Here is a 605-nt window from a genome sequence, read left to right as displayed (position 1 = left end):
CCCCCCACAAATCCGACAAAAGCCACCACCATAATGAGCGGCCCAGGTGTGGTTTCACCGAGCGCGAGGCCATCGATCATTTGCGTGGGCGTGAGCCAACCATAGTGGCCGACCGCACCCTGATAAACATAGGGCAGTACCGCATAGGCACCACCGAAAGTGAGTAGTGCCGCTTTGGTAAAGAACCAGGCCATTTGTGTCAGTGTGTGATCCCAACCGAAATAACTCCAAAGTGCAAACAGCGGAACAGCCCAGAGTAATGCACCGGAGATCAAGATCATGCTGAAACGCGACCAGCGGAACATGGCGTGCGCGGGCGTGGGTGTGTGATCATCGAATAACGCGGTGCCGAAGGATTTATCAGCCTTGCCATGGCCACCGCCGCTGTTGAAGTAGTCAGGTAGAAACCGCCCACCCAAATAACCAATCAGTGCCGCTGCAATCACGATGTAAGGGAATGGGATATTGAGTGCAAAAATGGCCACAAACGCGGCGGCAGCAATCGCCCACATCACATTATTTTTCAACGCGCGTGAACCAATGCGATGGGCGGCATGCACGACGATGGCAGTCACCGCCGGTTTGATACCGTAGAACAAACCGGC

Annotated in this window: 1 protein-coding gene; it reads right to left on the bottom strand. The window is 54.9% G+C overall.

The window, feature by feature from the left end; all coding sequences use genetic code 11:
• The coding region (locus L655_RS0100985; RefSeq protein WP_024603794.1) for a chromate transporter at positions 1 to 605 on the bottom strand (605 nt) is incomplete at both ends.

The sequence above is a fragment of the Pseudoalteromonas sp. TAE79 genome (assembly GCF_000498015.1).
Classification (GTDB): Bacteria; Pseudomonadota; Gammaproteobacteria; order Enterobacterales; family Alteromonadaceae; genus Pseudoalteromonas.
The sequence above is the reverse complement of the archived record's forward strand: the minus strand, read 5'-3'. Positions and strand labels throughout refer to the sequence as shown.